21 protein-coding genes and 2 pseudogenes are annotated in these 21,110 nt (G+C 70.4%); 10 read left to right on the top strand and 13 right to left on the bottom strand.

Annotated elements, in window-relative coordinates:
- Nucleotides 1-82: 82 nt before the first annotated feature.
- From ABT245_RS03520 to ABT245_RS03495, 5 genes are all read left to right on the top strand, one after another.
- Entirely contained in the window at nt 83-1,291 is a 1,209-nt protein-coding gene (locus tag ABT245_RS03520) for a pyridoxal phosphate-dependent aminotransferase (RefSeq protein ID WP_351728120.1), read from the top strand.
- Nucleotides 1,292-1,397: 106 nt separating this feature from the next.
- Entirely contained in the window at nt 1,398-1,994 is a 597-nt protein-coding gene (locus tag ABT245_RS03515; protein ID WP_351728119.1) for a histidine phosphatase family protein, read from the top strand.
- Between the two features lie 100 nt (nt 1,995-2,094).
- Entirely contained in the window at nt 2,095-2,796 is a 702-nt protein-coding gene (locus tag ABT245_RS03510) for a hypothetical protein (protein ID WP_351728118.1), read from the top strand.
- Between the two features lie 55 nt (nt 2,797-2,851).
- The gene (locus ABT245_RS03505; RefSeq protein WP_351728116.1) at nt 2,852-3,274 is read left to right on the top strand and encodes an acyl-CoA thioesterase; all 423 of its coding nucleotides are present in this window, start codon (nt 2,852-2,854) and stop codon (nt 3,272-3,274) included.
- Between the two features lie 232 nt (nt 3,275-3,506).
- Nucleotides 3,507-3,698 (top strand): hypothetical protein, encoded by a 192-nt coding sequence (locus tag ABT245_RS03495; RefSeq protein ID WP_502982062.1) that lies wholly within the window; start codon nt 3,507-3,509, stop codon nt 3,696-3,698.
- Nucleotides 3,699-3,837: 139 nt separating this feature from the next.
- Here ABT245_RS03495 and ABT245_RS03490 read toward each other — a convergent pair whose 3' ends face one another.
- The 6 genes from ABT245_RS03490 to ABT245_RS03465 form a co-directional block, all read right to left on the bottom strand.
- Nucleotides 3,838-5,214, bottom strand: coding sequence for an 8-oxoguanine deaminase (locus ABT245_RS03490; RefSeq protein ID WP_351728115.1), 1,377 nt, complete (start codon nt 5,212-5,214; stop codon nt 3,838-3,840).
- A gap of 20 nt (nt 5,215-5,234) precedes the next feature.
- Nucleotides 5,235-6,137, bottom strand: coding sequence for a factor-independent urate hydroxylase (gene pucL, locus ABT245_RS03485; protein ID WP_351728113.1), 903 nt, complete (start codon nt 6,135-6,137; stop codon nt 5,235-5,237).
- A 5-nt stretch (nt 6,138-6,142) separates the two neighbouring features.
- Nucleotides 6,143-6,568 (bottom strand): hydroxyisourate hydrolase, encoded by a 426-nt coding sequence (gene uraH / locus ABT245_RS03480; protein ID WP_351728112.1) that lies wholly within the window; start codon nt 6,566-6,568, stop codon nt 6,143-6,145.
- A gap of 2 nt (nt 6,569-6,570) precedes the next feature.
- Nucleotides 6,571-7,083, bottom strand: a complete 513-nt coding sequence (gene uraD / locus ABT245_RS03475) for a 2-oxo-4-hydroxy-4-carboxy-5-ureidoimidazoline decarboxylase (RefSeq protein ID WP_351728111.1) — start codon at nt 7,081-7,083, stop codon at nt 6,571-6,573.
- A gap of 187 nt (nt 7,084-7,270) precedes the next feature.
- On the bottom strand, nt 7,271-7,582 hold the full coding sequence (locus ABT245_RS03470; protein WP_502982064.1) for a helix-turn-helix domain-containing protein: 312 nt from the start codon (nt 7,580-7,582) through the stop codon (nt 7,271-7,273).
- Nucleotides 7,583-7,629: 47 nt separating this feature from the next.
- Entirely contained in the window at nt 7,630-7,881 is a 252-nt protein-coding gene (locus ABT245_RS03465; RefSeq protein WP_351728107.1) for a YkoF family thiamine-binding protein, read from the bottom strand.
- 164 nt (nt 7,882-8,045) lie between these two features.
- Here ABT245_RS03465 and ABT245_RS03460 point away from each other — a divergent pair, with 164 nt between their 5' ends.
- A complete protein-coding gene (locus tag ABT245_RS03460) occupies nt 8,046-8,876 on the top strand; it encodes a TIM barrel protein (protein WP_351728106.1) in 831 nt (276 codons plus the stop codon).
- Nucleotides 8,877-9,276: 400 nt separating this feature from the next.
- Nucleotides 9,277-9,843 (top strand): TIGR04222 domain-containing membrane protein, encoded by a 567-nt coding sequence (locus ABT245_RS03455; RefSeq protein ID WP_351728105.1) that lies wholly within the window; start codon nt 9,277-9,279, stop codon nt 9,841-9,843.
- A gap of 160 nt (nt 9,844-10,003) precedes the next feature.
- On the opposite strand, the gene vanX is transcribed toward ABT245_RS03455, so the two are convergent.
- The 4 genes and pseudogenes from vanX to ABT245_RS03435 form a co-directional block, all read right to left on the bottom strand.
- On the bottom strand, nt 10,004-10,612 hold the full coding sequence (gene vanX / locus ABT245_RS03450) for a D-Ala-D-Ala dipeptidase VanX (RefSeq protein ID WP_351728103.1): 609 nt from the start codon (nt 10,610-10,612) through the stop codon (nt 10,004-10,006).
- Between the two features lie 67 nt (nt 10,613-10,679).
- Nucleotides 10,680-11,360 (bottom strand): annotated as a pseudogene (locus tag ABT245_RS03445) (NAD(P)-dependent oxidoreductase); the annotation flags it as partial.
- Between the two features lie 209 nt (nt 11,361-11,569).
- Nucleotides 11,570-12,724 carry a lipid II:glycine glycyltransferase FemX gene (locus tag ABT245_RS03440; protein ID WP_351728101.1) on the bottom strand — a complete coding sequence of 385 codons (1,155 nt, stop codon included), beginning with the start codon at nt 12,722-12,724 and terminating at the stop codon, nt 11,570-11,572.
- Nucleotides 12,725-13,120: 396 nt separating this feature from the next.
- A complete protein-coding gene (locus tag ABT245_RS03435) occupies nt 13,121-14,197 on the bottom strand; it encodes an endonuclease/exonuclease/phosphatase family protein (RefSeq protein WP_351728100.1) in 1,077 nt (358 codons plus the stop codon).
- 343 nt (nt 14,198-14,540) lie between these two features.
- On the opposite strand from ABT245_RS03435, the gene ABT245_RS03430 reads away from it, so the two are divergent.
- Both ABT245_RS03430 and ABT245_RS03425 read left to right on the top strand, forming a co-directional pair.
- Nucleotides 14,541-15,236: a response regulator transcription factor gene (locus ABT245_RS03430; RefSeq protein WP_351728099.1), complete on the top strand. Its 696-nt coding sequence runs from the start codon at nt 14,541-14,543 to the stop codon at nt 15,234-15,236.
- Nucleotides 15,229-16,344 carry a sensor histidine kinase gene (locus tag ABT245_RS03425; RefSeq protein WP_502982061.1) on the top strand — a complete coding sequence of 372 codons (1,116 nt, stop codon included), beginning with the start codon at nt 15,229-15,231 and terminating at the stop codon, nt 16,342-16,344. Before ABT245_RS03430 ends, ABT245_RS03425 begins: the two co-directional genes overlap by 8 nt.
- 91 nt (nt 16,345-16,435) lie before the next feature.
- Here ABT245_RS03425 and ABT245_RS03420 read toward each other — a convergent pair whose 3' ends face one another.
- The 3 genes and pseudogenes from ABT245_RS03420 to ABT245_RS03410 form a co-directional block, all read right to left on the bottom strand.
- Nucleotides 16,436-17,371: an SDR family oxidoreductase gene (locus tag ABT245_RS03420; protein ID WP_351728097.1), complete on the bottom strand. Its 936-nt coding sequence runs from the start codon at nt 17,369-17,371 to the stop codon at nt 16,436-16,438.
- 185 nt (nt 17,372-17,556) lie between these two features.
- Nucleotides 17,557-19,098 (bottom strand): AMP-binding protein, encoded by a 1,542-nt coding sequence (locus ABT245_RS03415; protein WP_351728095.1) that lies wholly within the window; start codon nt 19,096-19,098, stop codon nt 17,557-17,559.
- Nucleotides 19,099-19,271: 173 nt separating this feature from the next.
- Nucleotides 19,272-19,808 (bottom strand): annotated as a pseudogene (locus ABT245_RS03410) (AMP-dependent synthetase); the annotation flags it as partial.
- Nucleotides 19,809-20,180: 372 nt separating this feature from the next.
- On the opposite strand from ABT245_RS03410, the gene ABT245_RS03405 reads away from it, so the two are divergent.
- Nucleotides 20,181-21,026: a helix-turn-helix transcriptional regulator gene (locus ABT245_RS03405; RefSeq protein ID WP_351728094.1), complete on the top strand. Its 846-nt coding sequence runs from the start codon at nt 20,181-20,183 to the stop codon at nt 21,024-21,026.
- The last annotated feature ends 84 nt before the right edge of the window (nt 21,027-21,110 follow it).

Raw genomic sequence — 21,110 nt, 5'->3', positions numbered from 1 at the left:
GCAGTCTAGACATGTTGTTGGACTTTCCAAGCTCCCACTTGGTAAAACCAAGCAACATCAGTTATCTGAGGGGAAGCGGCGCATGGAGTTCCGGCAGTCGAACAAGCTCAGCGAGGTCTGCTACGAGATCCGCGGCCCGGTGATCGAGCACGCCAACGCACTGGAGGAGGCGGGTCACAGCGTGCTGCGCCTGAACACCGGCAATCCCGCGCTGTTCGGCTTCGAGGCACCGGACGAGATCCTCCAGGACATGATCCGGATGCTGCCGCAGGCGCACGGCTACACCGACTCGCGCGGCATCCTCTCCGCCCGCCGGGCGGTCGCCCAGCGCTACCAGAACCTGGGCCTCGCGGTCGGCGTCGACGACGTCTTCCTCGGCAACGGCGTCTCCGAACTGGTGTCGATGGCCGTCCAGGCACTGGTGGAGGACGGCGACGAGATCCTGGTACCGGCACCGGACTTCCCGCTGTGGACGGCGGTGACCACCCTGGCGGGCGGCAAACCGGTCCACTACCTGTGCGACGAGCAGGCGGACTGGTACCCGGACCTGGCCGACATGGCCTCCAAGATCACGGACCGCACCAAGGCCGTGGTCGTCATCAACCCCAACAACCCGACCGGGGCCGTCTACCCCAAGGAGGTCCTCGAGGGCATCCTCGACCTCGCCCGGCGCCACGGCCTGATGGTCTTCGCCGACGAGATCTACGACCAGATCCTCTACGACGACGCCGTCCACCACTCCACCGCCGCGCTCGCCCCCGACCTGGTCGTCCTCACCTTCTGCGGGCTGTCGAAGACATACCGGGTGGCCGGCTTCCGCTCGGGCTGGCTGGTGGTCACCGGCCCGAAGCAGCACGCGAAGGACTATCTGGAGGGCCTGACAATGCTGGCCTCCATGCGGCTGTGCGCCAACGCGCCCGCCCAGTACGCGATTCAGGCCGCCCTCGGCGGCCGCCAGTCCATCCGCGAACTGACCGCGCCCGGCGGCAGGCTGCGAGAACAGCGGGACGTGGCCTGGGAACGGCTCAACGAGATCCCGGGCGTGTCCTGTGTGAAGCCCAAGGGCGCGCTGTACGCCTTCCCGCGCCTCGACCCCAAGGTGCACCGGATCCACGACGACGAGAGGTTCGTCCTCGACCTGCTGCTCCGCGAGAAGATCCAGGTCGTCCAGGGCACCGGGTTCAACTGGCCGGCCCCGGACCACTTCCGGATCCTCACCCTGCCGCACGCGGACGACCTGGAGGCGGCGATCGGGCGGATCGGACGCTTCCTCGGCGGCTACCGGCAGTGACCGCCCACGCCCTCGGGCGCCGTCCAGGGCCGTCCGGACCAGTTCGGCCTGCGGCCACCGGCCTCCCGTGCCACGGTGCGAGAAGACGCGCGGGAAGGGTGGGCAGGTGGGTGACCTCTTTCTCGTCCGGCACGGTGAGACCGAGTGGTCACGGTCCGGACGGCACACCGGCTGGACGGACGTGCCGCTGACCGAGCACGGCCGAAGCGAGGCGCGCCGGCTGGTCCCGCTGGTGCGCTCGCAGCGGATCGGCGTGGCCTTCGTCAGCCCCCTGCAACGGGCCCGGGAGACCGCCGAGCTGATCGGAGTGGGCGACGCCCGCGTCGACGCCGACCTGCACGAATGGGACTACGGGGGCTACGAGGGGGTCACCACCGCGGACATCCATCGCACCCGGCCCGGCTGGTTCCTGTTCACGGACGGGGTGGCACCGGGCCCACCCGAGCACCCCGGGGAGAGCCCCCGGCAGGTCGGCGAGCGGGCCGACCGGGTGCTGGCCAAGATCGGCGCCGCGCTCGCCGACACCGAAGGCGTGCTCCTGGTCGCACACGGGCACTTCCTGCGCGTCCTCACCGCCCGCCGACTCGGCCTCCCGCCCACCCACGGAGCCCTGTTCCTCCTGACCACCGGCACCCTGTGCCGACTGACCACCGAACACAACCGCCCGGTCATCGCCGACTGGAACCTACGGCCGAACCCCTGACACCGGGCGGTCCGGGCCCGCTGTCGTACCCGGGTCGTAGGCTTCGAAGGAGCCGGCCGCCGGCTCTTCGCAGCGTACGACCACCGGGGAGGAGCAGGCCGTGGCCCGACCGCCTACCGCCGCGCAGCGGCGGGTGATCGACTCCGCCGACCCGGTCACCGGGCGGCTGCGGGGCACGGAGGCGCAGCTCGCCGCGCTGGTGAAGCGGGGGCTCGCCTTCCGGCATCCGCGTCCGCCGCACGACCACTTCCTCACCCCCGCGGGACACCGCCTGCGCGAGACGGCCGCACCGGCCGCGGGCCCGGCCGCAGCGGCCCCCGCCCCCGCCATGCCCGCCGCACAGGCCCCCGCCCCCGCCGAGCCCGCCGCACCGGCCGGCGCGCCCGCCGCGGACGGCGGGGTCTTCGCGGCCCGCGTCGGTGGCGCGGAAGAGGTTGGCGCCGCCTCCGGTCCCGCGCGGACGCGCGAGGTGCACAGCGCCTGGCAGGGCCTGCTCGAACTGCGCCGGATGACCAACCCGGACGGGGCGGCCGACCGGCCCTGCGGCTGGGAACGCGCCCATCTGGTGCGGGCCGCCGCCCTCGCCCTGGAGGCGGCCGGCCACCGCCCGGCCGGGCCGGACGCCGACGGCTACCGGGTGCGTGCGACCCCACAGCCGGAGGCGGTCGCGGTGTACGCGCCGGACGCCGGGGCGCTCGGGGCGTATGCGGCCACGCTGGAGGCAGCGGGCTGGCAGTCCGGCGAGTACACCCAGCCGCGGACGCGTGAGCGCTATGTACTGGCTTCGCCGCGCCGGGTGTGAGGCGGGCGTGCCAGGATCGGAGACGTCAGGGCGTCATACACGAGAGAGGCCAACCGTGAGCGAGCCGTTTTCCGTCCGGGTGACCGTCCGCGGATACGAGACGGATGTCCAGGGACACCTCAACCAGGCGGTGTACCTCAACTACGCGGAGCACGCCCGTTGGTCGCTGCTCCAGGCGGTCGGGGTCAGCCAGAGCCGGCTCGTCGGACAGGGCGTGGGCCCGGTCGCGCTGGAGACCAGGATCCGCTATCTGCGCGAACTGCTCGCCGGGGACGAGGTCGAGGTGACCTGCGCGTTCGAGTGGGGCGGCGGCAAGACGTTCCGGATCCTGCAGACGATACGCAAGACCGACGGCACCGTGGCCGCCGAGATCAGCGCGGTCGGCGGGATCCTCGACCTGAAGCTGCGGAAGCTGGTCGCCGACCCCCGGGAGGTCTTCAAGGAACTGACGACGGACCTCGGCCCGCTCGGGCTGTAGCGAGCCCGCGCCCCACGGCGAGCCCGCTCGGGCTGTAGCGAGCCCGCGCGGGCTGTGATGAACCCACGCCACGCGGCGAGCCCGTGCGCGGCCTACGCGTCGAGCAGTTCCGGTCGGTGCTCGGCGTCGTAGGCCGCCCGCGCCGTCGCGATGTGCCCGCGGTGGCGCTCGGCCCAGTCCGTCAACTGTTGCAGCGTCTCCTGCCTCGGGGCTGTTCAACACCACGCAGGTGGTGGGCGGTTCACTGGGTCTGGCCGCACTGACCACACTGGCCGCGACCCGCACGGACACCGTCCTCGCCCGGGGCGCCGATCTCCTTCCGGCCACCGCTGACGGCTACCGACTGGCCTTCAAGGCGGCGACCGTGATCGCGGCGGCGGCCCTGGTGCTGGCCGGGGCGGTGCTGCGTCCCCGGAGCCGGTGAGGAACGCCGTACGACGGCGGGCCCAGCCGCACGACCCATCGTGAACTCGGTTGAAATGGCCGGGACTTGAACAACCTGTTGCACTGGACGAGGTCGGGACTCGTCCGAGCCGGGGCCGCCGGGTCCGGGCGGGGCCCGGTCAGTTCTGGGTGGTGAGTCGGGACAGGCGACGGGCCTCGGACCGGGTGGAACGGGCGACGGCGTCCTCGTCGACGTGCAGCAGCCGCCCGTCCCGCACGATCTGCCGGCCGTTGACGAAGGAGGCGGTGACGGGGGCCGCCGCGCCGAAGACCAGCGCGGTCACCGGGTCGGCGATGGAGGCGTGGGCGAGGGTGTCCATCCTCCACAGCACCAGATCGGCCAGCTTGCCCGGCTCCAGCGAGCCGGTCTGGTCGGCGCGGCCCAGCACCTGGGCGCCGCCGTACGTACCGAGCCGCAGCGCCTGACGGGCGTTCAGCGCGGCCTCGCGATGGGCGCCGAGGCGGTTGATCAGCAGGGCGTTGCGCAGTTCGGTGTGGAGTTCGCCGGACTCGTTGGAGGCCGTACCGTCGACGCCGAGGCCGACCGGGACGCCGGCGGCGAGCAGGTCGGGGACACGGGCGATACCGGCGGCGAGGCGGGCGTTGGAGGAGGGGCAGTGCGCGACGCCGGTCCTGGTGCGGGCGAAGGCCGCGATGTCGGAGTCGTTCATGTGGACGCAGTGCGCCATCCACACATCGTCGCCGAGCCAGCCCGTGGACTCCAGGTAGTCGGTCGGGCCCATGCCGAACTGTTCGTGGCAGAACTTCTCCTCCTCGACCGTCTCCGAGCCGTGGGTGTGCAGGCGCACGCCGAGCCGGCGGGCCAGTTCGGCGCCCTGCTTGAGGAGTTCGGTGGAGACGGAGAACGGCGAGCAGGGCGCGACGGCGACCTGGGTCATGGCGTCGAAGGAGGCGTCGTGGTGCAGGCGTACGGTCTCCTCGGTGGCGGCGAGGGCGTCCTGGAGGGTCTCGACGGCGAAGTCCGGCGGCAGCCCGCCGTCCTGCCGGCCGCGGTCCATCGAGCCGCGGGCGAGGGTGAACCGGACGCCCGTCTCGCGGGCGGCGCGGATGATCGCCCCGGACAGGTCGCCGGAGCCCCGCGGGTAGACGTAGTGGTGGTCCATCGCGGTGGTCACACCGCCGCGGGCCATCATCGCCAGCGAGCCCTGGGCCGCCGCGTACACCATCGGCTCGTCGATGCGCGCCCAGGTCGGGTACAGCGCGACCAGCCAGTCGAACAGGTTGTGGTCCGTGGCCAGCCCCCGGGTGATCCACTGGTAGAAGTGGTGGTGGGTGTTGACCAGGCCCGGGGTCACGAGGTGGCCGCCGGCGTCGATGCGGCGTACCACGTCCGGCAGGTCCTCGGGGGCCCGGCCCGCGCCGACCGCCTCGATACGGTGGCCGGCGATGACCACGTGCCCGTCCGCGTACTCGGTGTCGTGCGCGTCGACGGTCGCGATCGCGGCGTTCTCGATGACGATGCGCCCGGATGCCATGGTTCGTCCTCTCGCTTTCGTCACAGGTTGGTGAGGTCCACCGGGATCCGTGCCTCGCATCCGTCGCGCAGCACGGTGGCCTCGATCAGGCCGTACGGGCGGTCGGCGGCGAAGTAGACGGCTCCGTCGGCGGTGTCGTTCTTCAGCCCGAACGGCTCCAGGTCGACCAGGAAGTGGTGCTTGTTGGGGAGCGAGAAGCGGACCTCGTCGATCTCGCCGCGGTGGTCGATGACGCGGGCGCCCATCTGGTACAGCGTCTGTTGCAGGGAGCGGGAGTAGGTCTCGGCGAAGGCCTGGAGCAGGTGTTTCCTCGTCTCCCGGTAGGAGGTGTCCCAGTCGGGCGTCTCCTGGTCGTCGCGGCTCCAGTTGAACCGCCAGCGTCCGCGGACCTGGGTGGCCAGGATGCGGTCGGACGCCTCTGGGAGCGTCGTGTACTTGTCCTTGACGTAGCCCCGGAACTCGGAGTCGGTCGAGTTCATCACCGTCAGGTCCGTCAGACCGGAGACGACCTCCCACGAGGAGCCGTCGTAGGTGATCTGGGTCAGCCGGGTCTCCTGCCCCGTGCGGACGAACGAGTGCGCGCCCTGGCCGGAGTGCTCGATGCGCTCCCAGGCGTACTCCTCGATGCGGACACGGGCCCGGTGGATCGGCTTCTGCGAGGTCACGAAGTGCCGGGCGAGGCGGATGCCGAACTGCTCGACCGAGTCGATGCCGTGCTCCTTGGCGAACGCGTACACCGTGTTCTTGGTGGTGTCGGTCGGCAGGACGTTGGCGTTGGAGCCGGAGTGGTGGACCTCGTCCATGTCGCCGCTCAGCGACACCGACACGTTGAGGTCCTTGATGTGATGGGTCGCGCCGTCCCGCGTGACGCGGACGACCCGGGTCTCGGCCTTGCCGTACTGGTTCTGTCCAAGGATGGGCATCTGTGCTAGCTCCCTCGGTAAACGGAGTAGCCGAACGGGGTGAGCAGCAGCGGTACGTGGTAGTGCTCCCCGGGGTGCACGGCGAAGGTGATCGCCACCTCCGGGAAGAACGCACCGGCTGCGCCGCCCCGGTCCGCGGGGGCGTCCCGCTGCGCATCGGCTTGCTTCTTCGCGCTGTTCGCGCTGTTTTCGAAGTACGCCTCCACCTCGAAGTCGAGCCGTACATGGGTGGTTCCCTCCGGCAGCGCCGGAAGGTCCCTGCACCGGCCGTCCGGGTCGGTCACGGAGCCGCCTAGCGGCCGCCAGTCCGCATGGCGTCCGGCGCGGGCGGCGAGCCGGACGGCGACGCCCTCGGCGGGGCGGCCGACGCTGGTGTCCAGGATGTGTGTGGACACCGGGCCGCGCGGTGCGGCGGCGGTGCTCGTGGTCATGCTCAGGCGTCCTCTTCGACAAGTCGGGCGAGTCGGATACGGTTGATCTTTCCCAGTTCGGTGCGGACGATCTCACGCTCCTGCTCGGGCGTGTTGCCGATCCGCTCCTTGACGGCATCCCTCATCTGTTCGGCCGTCTTCCCCGTGGCGCAGATGAGGAACACATGGCCGAACCGGTTCTGGTAGGCCAGGTTCAGTTGGAGCATTTCGGCCTTCAGTGCGGCGGCGGCCCCCGCCATGCCGCGCTGCTCCCGGGCGGAGGTCGCGTCGCCCGGCGTGGGCCGGCCGATCGGCGGGTGCCCGGCCATCGCCTCCGCCAGGTCCTCGGCGGTCAGCGCGGCCAGGGCGGCATCGCCGGCGGCGCAGAGGTCGTCGACGGTGGCGTAGGGCCGATGGGCGAGCAGTTGTCCGGCCCATGCCGCGCAGGCGCACACCTCGTACAGGGCGGCGCGGGCCGTGTGCTCCGCCAGGACGTTGAACCGGGCCAGGCCCGGGGGCGTGTCGGTCGACGTCACGGGAGCCTCCGTGGCCGCGAGCGGCCTTTGTGCGGATCGGGCTGCGGCCAGCTAACGCCCCACACAACACGGCGTCAACACTTTGTTGAAAATTCGGGGTGACGGAGAACCGCTGCCCCTCACCGGACGGCGGCCGCCCCGTCTCCCGGGACCGGAACCCGGCCCACGACCTGGATCAAGGCTCTGATCAGGTATTTTTCTCCCGGTTGAGGTAGTTGTAGACGGTGAAGCGGCTGACGCCCAGGGCGCCGGCGACGGTCTCCACCCCGTGCCGCACCGAGAAGGCGCCGCGCACCTCCAGCGCCCGTACGACCTCCTGCTTGGCCTTGCGGTCCAGGTCGGCCAGCGGCCTGCCCTGCTTGCGCTCCATGGCGGCGAGGATGTGATCGAGGGAGTCGGCGAGCTGCGGCAGACGTACGGCCACCACATCCACGCCCTGCCAGGTGAGCACGACATCGTCGGGACCGGCACGGTCCGGCGGCAGCATCTGCCCGCCCATGGCGTCGACCAGCGGCTTCACGGCCGCGACGAACGGGTCGTGCCCGGTCAATTGCCGCCCTCCCCCATCACATTGACCTGGAGCGAGATCCGGGTGGCACCGGCGTCGAGCGACTTGCGCAGCACGGCGCCCACGGCACCGAGCACGACGTCGGCCGCGCCCTCCGCCGTGTTGCCGAACGGGCCGACGTCCACCGCGTCCAGTGCGGCCGCCTCGATGACCTCGCGGGCCACCACCGCGTGCGCCGGAGCCTCGTCGAGGTCGAAGGGTTCCGTAGTGAACTCCACTCGCAATCGCACTGTGCCCCCATGGCATCGCACACCCCGTCGCTGTGGGACGACCCTAACGGACACCCGGACCGATGGCCCCCGGCCTTGACAAGCAGCCACCACGGAAGGCAGCCTCCCGCACAGCAGAAAAGGGTTTCCGCAATATAGAATCAAACCAAGGGAGTGCGGCCCCGATGGGATTCGCAGACCAGCGCTTCACCGTCAATCTGTCGATCCTCTTCACGGACCTCCCGCTCCTGGAGCGTCCCACGGCCGCCGCCGCGGCCGGCTTCTCCGAGGTCGAACTGTGGTGGCCCTGGGCCGACTCCGCCACCCCCGGGCGCGCCACGCTCGACGGCCTGCGCAAGGCGATCGAGGACGCGGGTGTCCGGCTCACCGGCCTGAACTTCTACGCCGGCCGATTGCCCGGCCCCGACCGCGGTGCGCTGTCCGTCCCCGGTGAGGAGTCCGACAGGTTCCGCGCCAACATCGACGTGGCCGCCGGCTTCGCCGCGTCCCTGGGCTGCACGGCGCTCAACGCCCTGTACGGCAATCGGATCGCGGGCGTGGACCCGGCCGAGCAGGACGCGCTGGCCCTGGAGAACCTGGCGCTCGCGGCCCACGCGGCCGACCGGATCGGCGCGATCCTGCTGATTGAGGCGCTGAACCGGACCGAGTCGCCGCGGTACCCGCTGGTGTCGGCGTCGGCCGCGGTCGACGTCGTCGACCGGGTCAACGAGGCGACGGGACTCGGCAACGCCCGGTTCCTCATGGACCTGTACCACCTGTCCATGAACGGCGAGGACCTGCCCGCGGTCATCGAGCGCTACACGGCACGGACCGGTCATGTGCAGATCGCCGACAACCCGGGCCGCGGCGCCCCGGGCACCGGCTCGCTCCCCCTGGCGGACCTTCTCGACCGGCTGGGGAAGGCCGGCTACGAGGGGCGGGTCGGCCTGGAGTACCAGCCGGGCGACCGCCCGAGCGCCGAGGCATTCGAGTGGCTCCCACGCGCGGCGCGCTGAACCCCCGGCACCGCACCGCCGTCGAAAAGGCCCCCTCGCCATGAGCACCCTTGCGGATTCCGCCCCGACGCCTGTGCGGCGTCCAACCGTGCGGCGTCCGCCCGTCCGACGGCCGCCTGGATCGACCTCTCGGCATCATGGGGTCGCCCATGTCCGAGGACCTCGGGCGGCGGACCGGAGGACCGGCCGGGACTGTCGGAGCCGTAGGCCGGCGGCACGCGTGGCACCCGGGACGGCGCGGCACGTACCGCCCCCGGCGTACCCGGGCTACGCCAACCTCAGATCAACCTCTGAACAGCGCCGCACGATGCTTCGAACATCCCCGCGGGCGGGCACCTTCCAGGCACGCGGGGCCCGTCGGCACGGGGGCGGCGGGCCCGCCCGCACGGGGGGGTGCGCGATGGACAGGGACACCACGACGGCGCCGGCGCCGCACGAGATCGCACGGATACGCGGCGGACGCCGAGCCGCCGTGACGGTCGCCGTGCTCGATCTCCATCTGCGGGGCGCGGTCGGCGCGGGCCGGGCCGGCACGATGCAGGCGTCGGGGCCGGCCGACGACCGGATCCGGGCACCGCTCACCAAAGCGGTGCACGCCGCGCTGTACCGGCCCGCTGGCATACGGCAGTTGCTGGACCGGCAGGGGGTGCGCACGGCCCTGGCCGAGTTGGGCGGCGACCTCGCCGCCGCCGGTCTCCTGCGGGCCTTCCCGCCCGGCCGCACCCGCGCCGCACGCCGCCTGATGAAGGAGCTGCGCGCCCGGCACCCCCTGCCGACCCGCAGGTCGGGACTGTCGGCCGAGGACAAGCTGCTGCTGGTCGCCGTGCACGGCGACGCGGCCCTGACCAAGCTGGCGCCCCGGTTCGCACGGGAGGCGGGCCTGGTCGGCCGCGGCGGCACCACGGAACGCGAGCTGCGCCAGTCCTGGGGTGGCGGCGGCGGGGGCTTCAGCTGCGGCTCGGCGTGAGCCCGGAGCAGAAATGTGGCCGACGTCGGTACGGGTGTGTCCCTCGGCCATGTGCGAGGCGCCCTCGACAGGGCGGGCGAGGGTGTGGGTGATTACCGCCCGCGGACTTCAGCACCGCCTCAGAGTCCACATACCAGCCTGGCTGGGGAACGGCTCCGAACTATGTGATGGGAAAGTCGAAATAGGTGTCCGGGTAGGGTTCGCCTTTCAGTGTGTAGTGCCACCACTCGCACTCGTACGAGCTGAAACCGCAGGCATCCATGACAGAGCGCAGATTTTGCCGGTTCGCCGCCTCGACCTGCGTGATCCCCTGTGCTCCATGATGGGAGATCGAATCCATCAGGTCATGTTCACCGCCCATGGGAGCAAGGTCACCGGTGGCCAAGTGATACAGCGTCAGATCAACGGTGCTGCCCCGGCTGTGACCCGACTTGGCGGCCACGTATCCCCTGTCGAACATCTCGGATCTGTCGATGTTCGGATAGTGCCGTGGCTTTGTCCGGCCGTCCTCCGGCTGTTGTGACCAGCGCAGAAAGCAGTCTACGGCGCGTTGCGGGCGGTAACCGTCCCAGAGAAGCAGGCCGAAGCCGAGGGATTCGGCCTCTTCTTGCGCCCTTCCCAGAGCCGCGCACAGGGCCCTCGTGCCGACGATTCGATTTGCCAGGTATCCGTCCACGGGCTTGCCGGTGAAGTTGTCCCAGGTGGCGTACTTGGCATCCCAGCGTATTCCGGACACAAGCTCGTCCACGAAGGCGAAATCATCTTTCATCGACTTTTCCCGGTCAGGGCCAGCGACACCATCCGGTCGATCACTTCGGCAAGCGGCAGACCGCGTTGAGCGGTGCATGGAGGGTCACGATGTCGCTCAGCCGCAGCAAGTCGTCGAGAGGAACGTAATCGGCAGCGATCTTGGGCCGGTTGTCATGGGCCAGTATTCGACAGCCGAACCCGCGCAGGCGTTCCACTACTGCCGCGCCGATGCGTCCTGTTCCGATGACCCCGATGGTCAGGTCGCGTAGTTCTTTACCGCGCACATCGTTCAACCTGTAGTCGTGCAGGTCCGAGCGGCGCACAGTGGATTTTGCGTTCCGTACCGCCATCAGCATGAGCATCAGCGTGTAGTCGGCCACGCTGTCGGGCGAATAGGCGACATTTTCGACAAAGATTCCGGTACTGCCCGCGTATTCCACATCGATGTGGTTGTAGCCGATGCTCCTCGTGGAGATGTACGTTACGCCGGCTTCGCCGAGCGCAAGAAGAGTTGGATTCGTGATCCGGAACTTATGGCTTACGCTGATGCACCGGTTTCCGAAGGCCAGTTCACTATTGGCTTCGGACACCGCCGCCTCCGTGATGGTTGGTATCACGCCGAAGCGGGGTGCCAGCTCCCGGAACAGAACGGCCTCGTCCTGCCCGCATCCATAAATCGTGATTCCCGTTACCGGGGCGGCGGAGGAAGAGGACGCCGGCGATCGGGTGCGGCGGGCCGCCGTTCGATCTGGTTCGCTGTACGTCATGCGTCCAGTCAAGGCGATGTGGTGTTGCCGGCACGTATGCGGTTTTCGATATGCCGACGATATATAAACGTCCGGTGATATCGACCGCGCACACGTCGGTCATTCGATGCCGTCGCCCACGACGGCGCCGTACCCGAACGACGAGGCACCGCCGGCGGCCTCCCGCACATGGCCGCGCCGGGCATCGCCGTCCGCCACAGGGTCCGTGCTCAGCGCCCGCGCCGTTTCATATAGAGGTCGAAGGCCCGGTAGACCATCGGCCGCAGTGGCAGGTCCCACTCGCCGACGTACCGCACCGCCTGCCCGCCGGTGCCGACCTTGAACTGGATCAGGCCGACGTGCGGGTCGTCGGCGTCGAGGGTGGGGGTGATGCCGCGCAGGTCATAGACGTCGCAGCCGGCCGCCAGTGAGTCACGGATCATCGCCCACTGGCAGGCGTTGGAACCGCGCACCTCGCGCTTCTCGGTGGAGGAGGCGCCGTAGGAGTACCACGCGTGGCCGCCGACGCGGACCAGGATGGTGGCGGCGACCAGGTCGCCCCGGTGGCGGGCCAGGTAGAGCCTGATCCGCTCCGGGTCCTCGGCGCTCAGCGCCGCGAACATGGTCTCGAAGTAGCGCAGCGGCCGGGGTGTGAAGCGGTCGCGCTCGGCGGTGTGGACGTAGAGGTCGTGGAACGCTTTCAGGTCCGCATCGACCGTGACCTCGACTCCCTCCTTGGCCGCCTTCTTGATGTTGCGGCGCCAGAGCTGGTTCATGTCCCTGAGCAGGTCGTCCTCGGTCTTGCCGGCCAGCGGTATCTCGTACTTGAACTGGGGATGCCCGACCCCGAAGCCGTCCTCGGGGCTCTGTGGCAGCCAGCCGGCGTCCCTGAGCCCGCTGGTCACACGGGCGCCGACCGGGTCGGCCCACTGGCCGGACAGTGCGGTGAGCCGCTTGCTGCCCGGGTCGGCGATGCCCTCCTTGACCTGGGTGGCGCTCCAGGTGTTCGTGCGCACCGGCGGGCCGAGCCGGATCGCGAACGCGCCGTGTTCCTTGAGATACGCCGCCAGCGGGTCGAGCCACGCGTCGATCTCACCGGTCCAGTCGATGACCGGGCCCTCGGGCAGATAGGCCAGCGTGAAGCGCTCGAACCGGGGCACCGGGCGGTGCAGGACGAGCCCGGCACCGACCAGTCGCCGGCCGTCGTACCAGCCGAGGGACTCGCTGCGCCACTCGGTCTTGACACGGCCCCATGCCGGGGTCTGCAGAAAGCTGACCGACCGCTGTGCCCGCACGAACGCCACGTGCTCGGCGGCGCTGATCGGCCCGACGCTCAGACGCGCGCCCGTAGCCCCGGCGCCTCGGTGGTGGGCGGTTCGGCTCATCGGTCCGCCGTCCTCACCTCGGCGTACTCGGACGGCGCGCTGCTGCACCCCGGGTACCACCGGTTCTGGGCTGCTGTTCGGGCTGGTTCGCTGTAGGCCATGCCTCCAGTCAAGACGGCGTGTTGTTGCCGGCACGTATGCGGTTTTCGATACGCCGACGATATGCTCCGGGCGGGCCCTTCACGGCGAGTTCGGGCTGGTGGGGGCGGGACGCGCCTTGATCCGCTTCGGCGGATTCCGCCGGCGCCGCGGGATGGATCCGGCGCGGGACAAGCCTGGCGCCTCGTCGGCGGACTCCGCGGGCGCCGCGGGATGGATCCGATGCGGGACAGGCCTTGATGCGCGCCGGCGGACTCCACGGATGCCTCGGATGGATCCGGCGGTTTCGCGCGGTGTTCACCAGCTGATTCCGGCCGCCACCGGCAGGTGGTCGCTGCCGGTGGCGGGCAGCACCCAGGAGCTTTGCGGCTGTACGCCGCGGACCAGGATCTGGTCGATACGTGCCACCGGGAACTTCGCCGGCCAGCTGAAACCGAAGCCGTCCCCGGCCGCGTCCTGGACCGAGTGCAGTCGCGAGGTGATGCCGGCGAACGCGCGGTCGTCCGTGGTGCCGTTCAGATCGCCGAGCAGCACCACCCGCTGGTTCGGCTCGGCGGCGACGGCCTCGGCGAGCGCCTTCGCGCCGCGGTCCCGGCTGTCCGTCCAGAAGCCGTTGCGGGGAAACACACGTACGGACCCCAGGTGGGCCACATACACCGCCAGCGGACCCTGGTCCGTGGACACCGTGGTGCGCAGCGCCCGGTTGTAGGACAGCTTGACGTCGGCCGGCTTGGTGTCCGCGAGCGGCCCGTAGTCCATCTTGATGTCGACCGGCCGGGTGTCCGACAGCGGCAACTTGCTCCACAGGCCGACCGTGCCCTGCACCGTGTGGTACGGGTACGCCTTCGCCAGGCCCTTCTCGTACAGCGGCTTGGCCTGCGGGGTGATCTCCTCGAGCGCCAGCACATCCGCCTTGGACACGGCCAGGTCACGGGCGGTGCCGACCGGGTCGGGGTTGTCGGCGTCGACGTTGTGGCCGGCCACGGTGAGGTCGCTGCCCGGGTGGGACTTGTCGCCGAGCAGCCCGCCGAAGAGGCTCAGCCACACCGTGACCGGCAACAGCAGCGCGGCCACCGCGGAGGCGGAGCGGCGCCAGAGCGCCCCGGCCAGCAGCACCGGAACGAACAGGCCGAACCACGGCAGGAAGGTCTCCACCAGGCTGCCGAGGCCCCCGCGGTCCGTGATCTGCGCATGCAGCAGCATGAGCAGGCCCAGCAGCAGCGCCGACGCAGCAAGGACCAGGCCGCGCTTCCAGGGTCCCGGCCGGGTGGCGATGCGCAGCGTCCGGCGGAGGCGCGCGCGCCACACGCCGATGCCGGTGTCACGGCGGCCGGCGCCTTCCTGTCCGGTCTCCGCCGTGTCCACCTGCGTCATCGTCTGTCCTCGTTCACTGCCGGTCACTACTGCGTCCTCGGGTCCTGGGTGGGATCGGCACACATACGCGGACAGCGACGACCGGTCGCTTCGGGGCGCGGTTCGTGGTGCCGGGTTTCGTGCGTGCGGGAACGCCGGCGGGTGTCGACGTAGCACGACCATCGGGCCGACCACCATGAGCCACCGAAACCGGCGACTCCCTGTTCGTGCCGATGGCGGTGGCCGATGTTCGTGCCGATGACGGCGTTCGACGCATGCCGCCAGTCAAGGCGGCGCCGTGTTGCCGGCACGTATGCGGTTTTCGATACGCCGACGATATGCGCCGGCTCGTAGCCTTGAGGGCATGCGTGTGCTGATCGTCGAGGACGAGCCCTATCTGGCGGAAGCCATCCGCGACGGCCTGCGCCTGGAGGCGATCGCAGCCGACATCGCGGGTGACGGTGACACCGCTCTGGAACTGCTGGACATCAACACCTACGACATCGCTGTCCTCGACCGCGACATCCCCGGGCCGTCCGGTGACGAGATCGCCGAACGTATCGTCGCCGCCGGCAGTGGCATGCCGATCCTCATGCTCACCGCGGCCGACCGTCTCGACGACAAGGTGTCCGGGTTCGAACTCGGCGCCGACGACTACCTCACAAAACCCTTCGAACTGCAAGAACTCGCGCTCAGACTCAGAGCACTCGACCGCAGACGCGCCCACAACAGGCCCCCCGTACGAGAGGTCGCGGGTCTGCGCCTCGACCCGTTCCGCAGAGAGGTCTACCGGGACGGCCGCTATGTCGCGCTGACCAGGAAGCAGTTCGCCGTGCTCGAAGTCCTCGTCGCCGCCGAAGGCGGTGTCGTCAGCGCCGAGGAACTCCTGGAACGCGCGTGGGACGAGAACGCCGACCCGTTCACCGACGCCGTACGCATCACCGTCTCGGCACTGCGCAAGCGGCTCGGCGAACCCTGGATCATCGCCACCGTGCCGGGTGTCGGCTACCGCATCGACACACCACCGGCGGCCGGACACGAGGGAGGCGAGTGTGGATAGAGCGCCCGGGTTGAGCGTCCGCCTCAAACTCACCCTCAGCTACGCCGGATTCCTCATGCTGGCCGGTGTCCTGCTGCTCACGGCCGTGTGGCTGTTCCTCCTGCGTTATGTCCCCGACCGGGCGATGCTCATCAACCCCAATGACAGACCCGAGAATGTGTTTCCCATCCGGTCCGCCCTCCTGGAGGTTTTCGCTCCGAGGGCAGCCGCGGTGTTGGCGTTCCTGCTGGTGTTCGGTCTCGTGGGAGGGTGGGTCCTCGCCGGCCGTATGCTCGCTCCCCTGACCCGCATCACGGACGCCACCCGCACCGCCACGCACGGATCGCTCTCCCACCGGATCCGGCTACCGGGCCGCAAGGACGAGTTCCGCGAACTCGCCGACGCCTTCGACACGATGCTCGCACGGCTCGAAGCACACGTCGCCGAACAGCAGAGGTTCGCGGCCAACGCCTCTCACGAGCTGCGCACCCCGCTGGCCGTCTCGAAGACACTCATCGACCTGGCCCGCACCGACCCGCACCACGACACCGGCGAGATCATCGACCGCCTCCACGCCGTCAACACCCGAGCGATCGACCTGACCGAGGCACTGCTTCTGCTCAGCCGCGCCGACCAGCGGTCCTTCACCCGGCAACCCGTCGACCTGTCCCTCATGGCGGAAGAAGCCACCGAAACACTGCTGCCCCTCGCGGAAAAGCACGGCGTCACCATCGAGACCAGCGGCGACATCACCCCCACGAGCGGATCGCAAGCGCTCCTGCTGCAACTGACCACGAACCTCGTGCACAACGCGATCGTCCACAACCTGCCCGAACAGGGCACCGTGTGGGTCCATACCCGTGTCCGCCCCGAGACCGTGGTGCTCACCGTCGAGAACACCGGTGCGCGGGTCACCGCGGAGCTGGCCGCGACACTCACCGAACCCTTCCAGCGCGGCACCGAGCGCATACACACCGATGATCACGCGGGCGTCGGCCTCGGCCTGGCCATCGTCAAGACCATCACCCGGGCACACGACGGCACGCTCACCCTCACCCCGCGCCCCGCCGGCGGGCTCCGCATCGCCGTGGAACTACCCGCGACATCCCCGCTGAGGGCAGCGGACTGAAAACTCGCAGAAGGCACCGTCACCATGTGGAGACCGATGGCCCGCTCACGGGCCGCGGTAGGGCCGCCGCGGCCCGTGAGCGGTCTTCCCGTCACCGATACCCGGTCGCGTCCGCCGGCTTGCCTGCGGCGTCGACCTCGACCAGATAGCGCCAGCAGTCCGGGCGCGAGCCGTCGAGGTCGGTGAAGCCGTACTCCTGCGCGAGTTGCCCACTGGACAGCGACTGGCCGTTCCAGCGGGCGACATCGGCGTCGCCCGCCAGGGCCGCGACCGCGCGTCCGACGTACGCCGGGCTCTCCGAGATACAGAAGTGCGGCACCGTGGTCAGCGCGTCGCGCCAGTTCTCCTCGGCGACGCCGAACGTGTCGAGCATCATCTCCGAACGCAGCCAGCCCGGGCTGAGCGCCACCGCCGTTCCACCGTGCGGCTCCAGCTCGTGTGCGAGCACGAACGCCATGCGCAGCACACTGTTCTTGACCAGATCGTAGAAGTACGAGTTGCGATAGTTCGTCGCGTTGTACGCGGATGTGCCGTCGGTCATCTCGACCACGAGGCCGCCCGGTCGCCGCACCAGCAGGGGAAGCAGGAAGTGACTGCTGATCGCGTGGGTCTCCACACCCAGCCGGAGCAGCCGCAGTCCGTTGTCGAGGTCGTGCTCCCACACCGGCTTCTCGAACTCGAACAGCCGCTCGCCGCCCCAGACGTTGTTGACCAGCACGTCGAGCCGCCCCTGTTCGGCGTCGACGCGCTCGGCCAGCGCACGTACCTGCTCGGGCACCAGGTGGTCGGTCGGCACCGCGATGCCGGTTCCGCCCGCGGCGGTGACGAGTTCCGCGGTCTGCTGGATCGTCTCCGGCCGGTCGTACTCCGAGCGTCGTTCCGCAGTCGTGCGGCCGGTGACGTAGACCGTCGCACCCGCCGCGCCGAGCTGTACGGCGATGCCGCGCCCGGCACCCCGTGTGGCCCCCGCGACCAGCGTGATCTTTCCCTGGAGGTCGGGTGTCGATGTGTCCGGCAGCGATCCCATGAAGGTCCTTTTCTCTGGTACGGCTTGTGTCGGTACGGCTTCTGCCTGTACGGCTTGGTCCACGTCCGCCATCGACGCCGACCGGTGACCATGCTCGACCCAAAACCCGACAGTTAATGTCGCCTTTCTTTACCCACCTTGCGGACCCCACGGGAAACGGCCGAGCCGGATGCCGTTGGAGAGAGTCAGTTGACGTCCCGGTCGTGGCCCGTCCAGTACGGTGTGCGCAACTTGAACTTCTGGATCTTTCCCGTCGCCGTACGCGGGATCGCGTCCCGGAACTCGACCGAGGTGGGGGCCTTGTAGCCTGCCAAGCGCTGCTTGCAGTACGCGATGATCTCCGTCTCGGACACTTCGGCGCCCTCGGCCGGCACCACCAACGCCTTGATCGTCTCGCCCCACTTCGCATCCGGCACCCCGATGACCGCCACCTCCGCCACCGCCGGATGACTGAAGATCGTGTCCTCCACCTCGATCGAGGAGACGTTCTCACCCCCGGTGATGATCACGTCCTTCCTCCGGTCGGAGATCGTCAGATGCCCGTCCGCCTCGTCGATCGACCCGCCGTCCCCGGTGTGGAACCAGCCGTCCTCCAGCACCGCCGCCGTCTCCTCCGGCTTGTCCCAGTAGCCGTCCAGGACCACGTTCGACCGCGCCAGCACCTCGCCCGAGTCCGCGACGCGAAGCCTCACCCCCAGGGCCGGCAGCCCCGCCCGCGACAGCTTCCGCGCCCGTTCCCGCGCCGGCAGCCCGTCGTCCTGCGGCCGTGTCCGGTTGAACGTCAGCACCGGTGAGGTCTCCGTCAGCCCGTAGATCTGCGTGAACTCCCAGCCCAGCTCCTCCTCCACCCGCTGGATCATCCGGCTGGGCGGCGGCGCCCCCGCGCACACGATCCGCACCCGGTCCCGGCCGGGGACCTCCCCCTCCCAGCCCGCCGCCGCGTCCAGCACCGCGTTCCACACCGCCGGCGCACCGCACATCAGCGTCACACCGTGCTCGTCCACCCGCCGCAGGATCTTTGCCCCGTCCACCTTCCGCAGTACCACCTGCTTCACGCCGAGCCCGGCCATCACGAACGGCATGCCCCAGCCGTTGCAGTGGAACATCGGCAAGGTGTGCATATACACATCCCGTTCCCATGCCCGGGTGTGCAGGCCGAAGGTCAGCCCGTTCACCCAGATGTTGCGGTGGGTGAGCTGAACTCCCTTGGGACGTGCGGTCGTTCCGGAGGTGTAGTTGATCGTCGCGGTGGCGTCCTCGTCCGGATCGGACCAAGGGCGCGGCTCCACGCCGAACCGCATCAGCTCGCTCTCCGTCTGTTCCCCCAGCACAAACCGGTGATCTGTCTTGATGTCCGCCACCGTGTCCCGGACCTCGGGGTCGACCAGCAGCACCGAGGCACCGCTCTGCCGCACCACGTACTCGATCTCCTCCGTCTTCAGACGGAAGTTGACCGGCACACAGATCCGCCCGCTCATCGGCACCGCGAACAACAACTCCAGGAGACGGGCCGAGTTGTGGCTGACCACCGCCACCCGCTCGCCCTCCCCCACACCCAGCGCGTCCAGCCCCGCCCGCCATGCCCGGACGCGCTCGCCCAGCCGTCCGTACGTCGCGGCCGGCACCGGCGCCGCGGGCTGGTTCGGCTCGTCGATCACACCCGGGCTGGCGGCGAAGCCCAGCTCCGCCCGGTCCAGGAAGTCCGCAATCGTCATAGGAACCCGCATCGCTCTCCTCCACTTCTTACTGTCAAGCCTGCCGTCACACACATGCCGCGATCCGCGTTCGAAAAGCGGTGATCCAGGGGACGTCGGGCCCGGGTACGGGCTCGGTCTGCCCGAAGCCGTCGTGCACGGTGACGCCCCCGGGACCGGCGGGCCTCCTCGATGACCTCGGGGTTGAGCGGTTCGCCGGCGAGCGTGGGCCCGTCCGGTGTGAAGTCGGCCGCCGCGGCGTACGCGTCCTCGTACGGCTGCCGGCCCGCCGGGGCGCCGTCGGCCGCGATGCGCGTACGGTCGCCGGGCCCGTCGGCGAACGTGCCGGTGCCGGCCGTACGGACGAGCACGTACCGGACCCGGCCGCGCTCGACGCGGTGGCGCGGGTCGGCGGGACCGAGCAGCGAGGCGGCCGGGACGACCACGGCGCGCCGCTTCACCGCGGCCGGCGCGGTCCCCCACAGCTCGGCCTGGTCGCCGAGCATGACCGGGACGCGGTCCCCGGCGGCGACCCGGCGCGAGCACGGCCACTTCGCGACCCGGTCGGACAGCTCGGCGAAGGGCAGCCGGGCCCCGGCGCCGTCCTCCTCGACGGTGTGCGGGGCGGTCCGGTCGTTGCCGTCCGCGACGACGTCGAACCGGTCCGGAGACCGGTCGAAGTCCTCCGGGCGCGACCCCGCGAAGCCCTCGTAGACCGGGGCGTAGCCCTCGTGGGCCGCGATGCAGTCCTCGTAGGCCGCGGCGCAGCCCTCGTAGCCCGGGGCGCAGCCCTCGTAGCCCGGGGCGCAGACCTCGTAGGCCGCGGCGCAGCCCTCGTAGCCCGGGGCGCAGTCGGCGCGGTGTGCCGGCAGGAAGTCCCGTGCCCTGCGGGACAGCTTCGTCGCCGTCGTCATCTGTGCTCCCTGCGTCTCCGTGTCTCCGGTCGCTCGCCCGTGGGGCACGTCGGCCGGTACCGGCCGCCTCTCCTGCTCACTCCCCTCGGTGCCGGGCCATTGCCGGACGGCTCCCTGGCATCGTCTAATCCGTGATGCAGGTCTCACTACCCCCGAACGGGGGTGTGCAGCGCACAAGGGCCGAGGTGAAGGGGCGAACAGGTGGCAGCGGATGTCGCGGGGGCGGTGGAGATCAGGGGTGCCCTGGCCCGGCTGCGGCGTGTCACCGGGCTGCCGGTCGCCTTCGGCGGCCTGGTGGAGGCAGGCCGGCCGAGGGTGCGCATCAGCGAACTGACCGGCACGTCCACGCCGGCGCTGATCGCGCTCGCCGTGACCTCGGGCAACGGCCTCGGCGGCAAGGCGGTGGCCCTCGCGCGGCCGTGCGCCGTGACGGACTACTCCTCCTCGCGGCAGATCAGTCACGAGTACGACGTCCCGGTGGCCACCGAGGGTCTGCGTTCGATGCTCGCCGTGCCGGTGGTGGTGCGCCGGCGGGTGCGGGGCGTGCTCTACGGCGCGCTGCGCTCGGCGCAACCGCTGGGCGACCGCACCCTGAGCGCGGCGGTGGCCGCGGCCCGTGACGTGGAGCAGGCGCTCGTGGTGCGCGAGGAGACGCACGGACTGCTGGCGGCGGCCCGCCCCGAGCGCCGCCCGGCCGACGGCGGACGCGTTCCGCGCGGTCCCGGCTGGGAGCAGGTGCGCGAGGCCCACGCCGCGCTGCGCGCCCTGGCGCCGAAGCTCGCCGACCCGGCGCTGCGGGCCGAACTGCTCGCCGCCTGCGGGTTGTTGACGGCGTCGGAGCCGACGCGGGGTGCGCGTCTCGCACCGCGCGAACTGGACGTCCTCGCCTGGGTGGCCGCCGGCGCGACCAACGCGGCCGTGGCGCACCGCCTGGGCCTGCGCCCCGAGACGGTCAAGGGTTATCTGCGTTCGGCGATGCGCAAGCTGGGCACCCACACGCGTGGCGAGTCGGTGGCGGCGGCCCGCCGGGCGGGGCTGCTGCCGTAGCCGGGAGCCCGTCCATTCGTTGGGACGGATCTTTGAATTCCCTAGGGGCTGTTATTTCCCTCACCACGTCTTCCGTCCGAATTC

The sequence above is a fragment of the Streptomyces sp. NPDC001508 genome (assembly GCF_040298665.1).
In the GTDB taxonomy this organism is placed as follows: Bacteria; Actinomycetota; Actinomycetes; order Streptomycetales; family Streptomycetaceae; genus Streptomyces.
This window is presented reverse-complemented; position numbering and strand designations above follow the sequence as displayed.